This is a genomic window from Amycolatopsis circi, assembly GCF_003385235.1.
GTDB classification, from domain to species: Bacteria; Actinomycetota; Actinomycetes; order Mycobacteriales; family Pseudonocardiaceae; genus Amycolatopsis; species Amycolatopsis circi.
Window position 1 is genome coordinate 1 of sequence record NZ_PQIA01000237.1, and the last position, 6,509, is coordinate 6,509.

General features: G+C 69.4%; 7 protein-coding genes. 4 read left to right on the forward strand and 3 right to left on the reverse strand.

The annotated features are described in order from the left end of the window. Nucleotides 1–189: 189 nt before the first annotated feature. Complete coding sequence (locus D0D37_RS45145; RefSeq protein WP_116206705.1) at nucleotides 190–981, reverse strand: IclR family transcriptional regulator; 792 nt, start codon at nucleotides 979–981, stop codon at nucleotides 190–192. A gap of 150 nt (nucleotides 982–1,131) precedes the next feature. Here D0D37_RS45145 and D0D37_RS45150 point away from each other — a divergent pair, with 150 nt between their 5' ends. Further along, nucleotides 1,132–1,650, forward strand: coding sequence for a MarR family winged helix-turn-helix transcriptional regulator (locus tag D0D37_RS45150; protein ID WP_116206706.1), 519 nt, complete (start codon nucleotides 1,132–1,134; stop codon nucleotides 1,648–1,650). Here D0D37_RS45150 and D0D37_RS45155 read toward each other — a convergent pair. Continuing rightward, nucleotides 1,599–2,414: an SDR family oxidoreductase gene (locus D0D37_RS45155; RefSeq protein WP_116206707.1), complete on the reverse strand. Its 816-nt coding sequence runs from the start codon at nucleotides 2,412–2,414 to the stop codon at nucleotides 1,599–1,601. The two genes, D0D37_RS45150 and D0D37_RS45155, sit on opposite strands and share 52 nt — an antisense overlap. Before the next feature lie 138 nt (nucleotides 2,415–2,552). Between D0D37_RS45155 and D0D37_RS48590 the strand changes: the two genes are divergently transcribed. Next, nucleotides 2,553–2,687: a hypothetical protein gene (locus D0D37_RS48590; protein WP_279630372.1), complete on the forward strand. Its 135-nt coding sequence runs from the start codon at nucleotides 2,553–2,555 to the stop codon at nucleotides 2,685–2,687. On the opposite strand, the gene D0D37_RS45160 is transcribed toward D0D37_RS48590, so the two are convergent. Then, nucleotides 2,684–3,694 (reverse strand): DNA topoisomerase IB, encoded by a 1,011-nt coding sequence (locus D0D37_RS45160; RefSeq protein ID WP_116206708.1) that lies wholly within the window; start codon nucleotides 3,692–3,694, stop codon nucleotides 2,684–2,686. The genes D0D37_RS48590 and D0D37_RS45160 overlap by 4 nt on opposite strands. A 219-nt stretch (nucleotides 3,695–3,913) precedes the next feature. Here D0D37_RS45160 and D0D37_RS45165 point away from each other — a divergent pair, with 219 nt between their 5' ends. Further along, entirely contained in the window at nucleotides 3,914–5,401 is a 1,488-nt protein-coding gene (locus tag D0D37_RS45165; protein WP_116206709.1) for an FAD-dependent oxidoreductase, read from the forward strand. A gap of 98 nt (nucleotides 5,402–5,499) precedes the next feature. Then, nucleotides 5,500–6,366: a manganese catalase gene (locus D0D37_RS45170; RefSeq protein ID WP_116206710.1), complete on the forward strand. Its 867-nt coding sequence runs from the start codon at nucleotides 5,500–5,502 to the stop codon at nucleotides 6,364–6,366. Nucleotides 6,367–6,509: the final 143 nt, after the last annotated feature.

Sequence of the window (6,509 nt, forward strand, 5' to 3'; positions counted from 1 at the left end):
TCCATCAACAGCATCTTCGCTCGCTTCCGCGCCATGGGCACACCACAACGCCGATCAGGCGACAGACCCGGCAACCCACCCCACCAGGGTGTGTCACATGCCGAGAGACACAAACTGTGTCACAACAACTGCGACTCAACAGGGACTCTGATTCCCTCTGGGTTCCCCTCACGGACACCTGGCTTGACCTCAGTAGCGAGTGAGCCGGTCCGGCGGCAGGAACGGCGCGATCTCCTTCGCCGCCTCCACCGCGAGAACGCCCAGTTCCGGAATCCGGTCCTCCGGCAGCCGCACCGTCGGCACCTGAATCACCACCGCCGCCCGCGCCAGCCCGCGTTCGTCCAGGACCCCGGCTCCGACACAGCGCACTCCGGCGACGTTCTCCTCGTTGTCGATGCTGTACCCGCGATCGCGCGTCTCGGCCAGCTCCAGCGCGAGGTCGTCCCTGGTGGCGAGCGTGTGCGACGTCAGCGCGGGCAGTTGCTCCGGAAGGCTGGAGAGGTAGGACTCCGCGTCGAGGGAATTGGCGAGCATCGCCTTGCCGGAAGCCGTGGCGTACAACGGAAACCGCGCGCCGGGATGCTGCTCGAACCGCAACGGGAGCGTCGACTGCGCGCGCAGCAGCACCACCGACTCGGCGCCTTCGCGGATCGTGATGTTGACCGACTCGCCGGTCTCCGCGTTGATCCGCTGGATGACCGGCAACGCCAGCTGGAGCCCGTGCACGCGCTGGGCGGCCTGGCCGAGCAGGATCGCGCCGGGGCCGAGGTGGTAGCTGTCGGTGCGGGGGTTGTGCGCGACGAGCCCGTCGACGCTCAGCGCGCGCACCACCCGGTGCGTCGTGCCCGGCGTGAGGTCCAGTTTGCGGGCGATCGCGGACAGCGTGAGTTCCCCGTCCTCGTCCATGAGGAGCCGCAGGATGCCGAGCGCCCGGCGAATTGCCTGGGTTCCGGCTGGCGGCTGTGCTCCGGTCTGGTTCACCTGGGTTCCGAGTTCTCGCGCTGACGGGTGAGGCCAGGTTAACGCCTGCCGGGCCTGTCGCGGCGCGGCACACCCGATCCGCGCGCCGGCCGGCCCCCGGCCCGTATCATCGGGAATCGTACGGTCCGCGAACGATGGGCGGGGGAAACGATGTCAGGTCCGTTGGTCCCGGGCGGGATCGGGGAGCACACCAGCTGTCTCCTGGTCAAGCTCGGCCAGGTCGTGTTCCGCCTCTCCGAGGACCGGCTGCACGAGCTGGGCCTGCGGGTCCGGCACTACAGCGTCCTGCAGGCGCTGGCCGACAACGGACCGATGTCGCAGCTGTCGCTGGGCTCGTACCTGCGGATCGACCCGGCCACCATGGTCAGCAGCCTGGACGACCTGGAGGCCCTCGGGCTCGCCGCGCGCGCCCGGGATCCCGAGGACCGGCGGCGCTACGTCGTCGACCTCAGCGACGCGGGGCGGGAGACGCTGCGCAAGGCGAACACTCTGCTGGCCGACCTCGACCAGCACGTGCTCAGCGACCTTCCGCAGCGCTCCCACGATTCCCTGCACAAGCTGCTCGCCAAGATGAACGAGGGCGACACGCTGCCGGGGGAGTTCGACCGGATGCGGGATCAGGCCGGGTCCACGAAGATGTCCAGCGCCAATTCGCCCTCGCCGCGCTGATAGCCGGACAGGTCCGTGACGCCTTCGGCGGCGAGCACCTCGTCGTCGATGAAGAGGTTCCCGGTGCACTCGCGGGACGGCCGGGTGAGGATCGCGTACGCGGCGTCGGCGACGATTGACGGCGTACGTGCTTGGCTCTCACCGCCGATGATGTTGCGTACTGCTGCGGTGTCGATCAGGGTGCGCGGCCACAGCGAATTCGCCGCGATTCCGTCCGCTTTCAGTTCCTCGGCGAGGCCGACCGTGCAGAGGCTCATGCCGTACTTGGAGAGCGTGTAGCCCAGGTGCGCGCCGATCCACGCGGGGGAGAGGTTCAGCGGCGGCGAGAGCGTCAGGATGTGCGGATTCGCGGCCTTGCGCAGGTGCGGGATCGCCGCCTTGCTGAGCAAGAACGTGCCGCGGGTGTTGATGTCCTGCATGAGGTCGTAGCGCTTCATCGAAAGCTCTTCGGTGCCGGACCGGTCGAGCGCGCTCGCGTTGTTCACGACGATGTCGATGCCGCCGAACTGCTCCGCCGCCGCTCGGGCCGCGGAGAGGACGTCGTCCTCGGACCGCACGTCGCCGACGATCGGCAGCGCCTGGCCGCCGGCGGTTTCGATCTCCTTCGCGGCGGAGTAGACGGTGCCTTCGAGCTTCGGATGCGGTTCGGCGGTCTTCGCGAGCAGGACGACGTTCGCCCCGCCCCGCGCCGCGCGGGTCGCGATGGCCAGGCCGATGCCGCGGCTGCCGCCGGACATCAGGACGGTCTTTCCGGCGAGAGTCATGGCCGGGGTCCTTTCGGGTGGGCGGACGTGGTCAGCGGGTGCCATGAGCGCAACATACCATTAGTGGTGCGTATTATTTAACTGGCAAATTGCGGCGTCAAGCCGCTGGCCGACCCCCCGCACCGCGGTCCACTCGGCATGGCGGTCGAACAGCCGACTTCGCCCCGCACGTCGCTCGCGCTGGTGCTGGGCCGAATGCCCGCGGCGCTGGTCGGCAAGCCTGCCGACGAACCCGGGATGGTGGAGGAGTTCATCGGTGCCTGGGGCGGCTAGGCGCGCCGCAACAGCCGGATCACCGCTTTCTCGATCCGCTCCCGCAACTCCTCCTCCGCGAGCCCGTCGGCGTCGGCCTTGCGGACGGCGCGGCGGATCGTGGTGCGGCGTTCGAACTCCCGCAGCACGCGCGGGTCGACGTACGAGCGCCGGGCGACGGCAGGCGTGTTGCCGAGTTCCTCCGCGACCTCCTTTATCGCAGCGGACTCGGCCCTCGCTTGGCCGCGTCGGGAGGTCGGCATCTCCTGGGCGGCGAGGGAGACCGCGGCGAGCACCGTCGCGTGCCAGGTGCGCAGGTCCTTCACCGTGAACTCCTCGCCAGCGAGTTCCTTGAACCGCTCGTTGACGTCGCTGGCGTGCAGTTCGTGCCAGCCGTCGTCGGTGCGGTAGACGAACACCCGGGAAGTGCCGGTGCGGCAGCGGCGGAGTGACTTGAGCACGGCAGCGAGTTCGCCGTCACGCATGCTCAGCGACCGGACGAGACCGCTTTTGGCCGGGTAGCAGAAGGTCAGCTCGTCGCCGCTGATCTTCACGTGCTCGCGCAGCAGCGTGGTGGCCCCGTGGGAGCCGTTGGTTTCGGCGTACTCCTCGCCGCCGCTGCGGAACACGCCCCGGTCGATCATCCGCAGCGCGGCGGCCGAAACCCGCAGGCGATCGAGGTGCTTCCGGCGCAGATCCTCTTGAATGGCGGCGCGGACGTTCGGCAGTTCGCTTGCCAGTGCGAGCACCCGGTCGTGCTTCTCCTCGTCGCGCGCTCGACGCCATTCGGAGTGGTACAGGTACTGGCGGCGGCCCGCGTCGTCGGTCCCGACGGCCTGGATGTGCCCCGTCGGGTGCGGGCAGATCCACACCCTGCGCCACGCGGGCGGGACGACGAGGTCGCGGATGCGTTCGAGGACTTCCGGATCGGTCACCGGGGAGCCGTCCGGCGCGAGGTAGCGGAAGCCGCGGCCTCGACGTTGCCGGGTGATGCCTGGCGAGGACAGCTCGCTGCGCCGTAACCGCATGCTCGCGGTTGCCCGCGGCGGCCGGTTTCAAACCGGGACCCGGACGGCGGCCGTGCGGCGGGCCAGGGGTGAAGCCGCTGGTGGGGGCGGGGAGGTTTGCCCGGGGCGCCACGGGCTACCCGGTCCCGGTGCGAGCGATTCCAGGGAGGGCCAGGTCATGACTGCTGCCGTTGCGCGGGACACGTCGCGCCAGTTCACCGCCGCGGGGGAGAGCGTCCGATGACCACCACCGCGGACCAGTCCCTGTGGCTCGCCACCGGCTCGGCGACCAGCCGCGCCTCCCTCCGCGGCCGGGAACGCGCCGAAGTCGCCGTCATCGGCGGGGGCATCGCCGGAATGACCACCGCGCTGCTGCTCGCCCGCCGAGGCCTGCGCGTCACCGTCCTCGAAGCGGGACGCGTCGCCGAGGGGGCCAGCGGCAACAACACCGCCAAGGTCACCGCACTGCAGTCCACTGTGTACTCAACACTCGCCCGCGAGCACGGCACCGCCACTGCGACGGTCTACGCCGAGGCCGCGCTGGCCGGGGTGGAACTGGTCGCGGAGCTGGCCGAACCGATCGACTGCGGGCTCCGGAGGCTGCCTGCCGCGACCTTCGCGATGGACGCCGACGAGGTGGACACCGTGCGAGCCGAGTACGAAGCCGCGAAGCAGGCCGGGCTGCCGGTCGAGTGGACCACCACGCTCGATCTTCCGGTGCCCGTGCACGGCGCGGTTCGGCTGCCCGGGCAACTCGCGCTCCATCCGGCCGACTACGTGCGCGGCCTCGCCGACGCCGTCGAAGCCGAAGGCGGGCGCGTAAGGGAAAACAGCCGCGTCCGGCAGGTGAGCGCGACCCCGCCGTACCGCATCACCATCGCCGACGGCTCGCTCGATGCCGAAAACGTCGTCATCGCGACGCATTACCCGATTCTCGATCGTGGGCTGTTCTTCCCCCGGTTGGAGGTACAGCGGTCGTACTGCGTGGCCGCGACTTTGAAGTCCGGTAAGCCGCCGCAGGAGCTGGCGATCAGCGCCGGGAGTCCATTGTGGTCGTTCGCCTCGTACGAGGACCGGCTGATCCTCGGCGGACAGGGCCATCCCGCGGGCGACCCGGTCGACTTCGCGCGGTACACGGAGCTGGGCGAGTTCGCGGCCGAGCACTTCGACGTCGACTCGGTCACCCACCGGTGGTCCGCGCAGGATCCGAAGGCCTACGACAGCATCCCGATCGCCGGACCGTACTTCCCGGGCGCGCGGCGGCTGTGGGTCGAGACCGGGTTCGGCAAATGGGGGCTGGCGATGGGCACCGCGGCGGCGGCCGTGGTCGCGGACGGGATCACCGGTTCGGCCAATCCGCATCGGGACCTCTTTTCCCCGCAACGGATCTCGCTGCGGTCGGCGTCGAAGCTCGTGCAGCAGAACGCGAAGGTCGCGAAAGACTTCGTCGGCGACCGGCTCGCCCACGCCGACGCGAAGAGCACCGACGACATCGCCGTGGACCAGGCGAAGGTGCTGCCGGACGAACACGGTCGCAAGGGCGTCTACCGCGACCGCGAAGGCGGCTTGCACGCGGTGTCCCTGCGCTGCACGCACCTCGGCTGTTTCGTGCGGTTCAACGCCGCCGAACGCAGCTGGGACTGCCCGTGCCACGGGTCGCGGTTCGACATCGACGGTGCGGTGCTCGAAGGGCCCGCCACCGTGCCGTTGCCTCGCCGAACACCTTGAGAACGAACCCCCGATTGCGGCGTGTAGGACGGCCGAAGCCGGGCACTCGTGCCGGACTCGCCGGGAATACCGGCCCGGCGCGATCCGGAAGGACGCTGATGTTCCGACACACCAAACTGCTGCAGTTCGAGGCGAAGCCCGAAAAGCCCGACCCGGTGTACGCGCACAAGCTCCAGGAGCTGATCGGCGGCGCGTTCGGCGAGATGACGGTGACCATGCAGTACCTGTTCCAGGGCTGGAACTGCCGCGTCGAGGGCAAGTACAAGGACCTGATCATGGACACCGCGACCGAGGAGATCGGGCACGTCGAGATGCTCGCCACGATGGTCGCGCGGCTCCTCGAAGGCGCGCCGGCCACCGCGACGGCGGAGGCGGTGAAAGACCCGGTGATGGCCGCGGTGATCGGCGGGATGGACCCGCAGCAGGCGATCGTGGCCGGCGGCGGCGCGCTGCCCGCCGATTCGAACGGCACGCCGTGGAACGGCAAGTACATCATCGCCTCCGGCAACCTCCTCGCCGATTTCCGGGCGAACGTGGCGGCCGAGGCGCAGGGCAGGCTGCAGACCGCGCGGCTGTACCAGATGACCGACGACCCCGGCGTGAAGGCGATGCTGCAGTTCAACCTCGCGCGCGACACCGTGCACCAGAAGCAGTGGCTGGCCGCGATCGAAGAGCTGAAGGCGGACGGCCTGGAAAGCGACATCGCGCCGACCGCGTTGTTCGACGAGGAAAACCAAGAGCACAACAACACGGTGTGGCACCTGTCGGACGGCCCGGACGGGGCGAAGGCGGGCTGGAGCTTCGGCGGGGAAGGCATCGAATACCTCACCGACCCGAAACCGCTCGGCGGCCCCGGCACCGCTCCGAAGCCGGACCCCGCGCTGTACGGGACGTACTCGCCGACGCAAGACGCCAAGGGAACGCTTAAAGGGAAAGCGAAAGAAGTGAAGAACAAGGCCAAGTGACGGGAGCCAGCCTCAGGTCCGTGAGGGGAACCCTGAGGGACTCAGAGTCAATGCCAGGAACTTAGGCTGCTCTGGGTTGTGCTGTCGTGGTGGGTGTGGTGGCTGGTGCGGGGTGGACCTGGTAGCTGGTTTTGTTGCTGGTC

Coding starts and splice junctions, on each gene's coding strand:
- D0D37_RS45170 (WP_116206710.1), top strand. CDS start 5,500: ATGTTCCGACACACCAAACTGCTGCAGTTCGAGGCGAAGCCCGAAAAG.
- D0D37_RS45165 (WP_116206709.1), top strand. CDS start 3,914: ATGACCACCACCGCGGACCAGTCCCTGTGGCTCGCCACCGGCTCGGCG.
- D0D37_RS45150 (WP_116206706.1), top strand. CDS start 1,132: ATGTCAGGTCCGTTGGTCCCGGGCGGGATCGGGGAGCACACCAGCTGT.
- D0D37_RS48590 (WP_279630372.1), top strand. CDS start 2,553: ATGGCGGTCGAACAGCCGACTTCGCCCCGCACGTCGCTCGCGCTGGTG.
- D0D37_RS45160 (WP_116206708.1), bottom strand. CDS start 3,694: ATGCGGTTACGGCGCAGCGAGCTGTCCTCGCCAGGCATCACCCGGCAA.
- D0D37_RS45155 (WP_116206707.1), bottom strand. CDS start 2,414: ATGACTCTCGCCGGAAAGACCGTCCTGATGTCCGGCGGCAGCCGCGGC.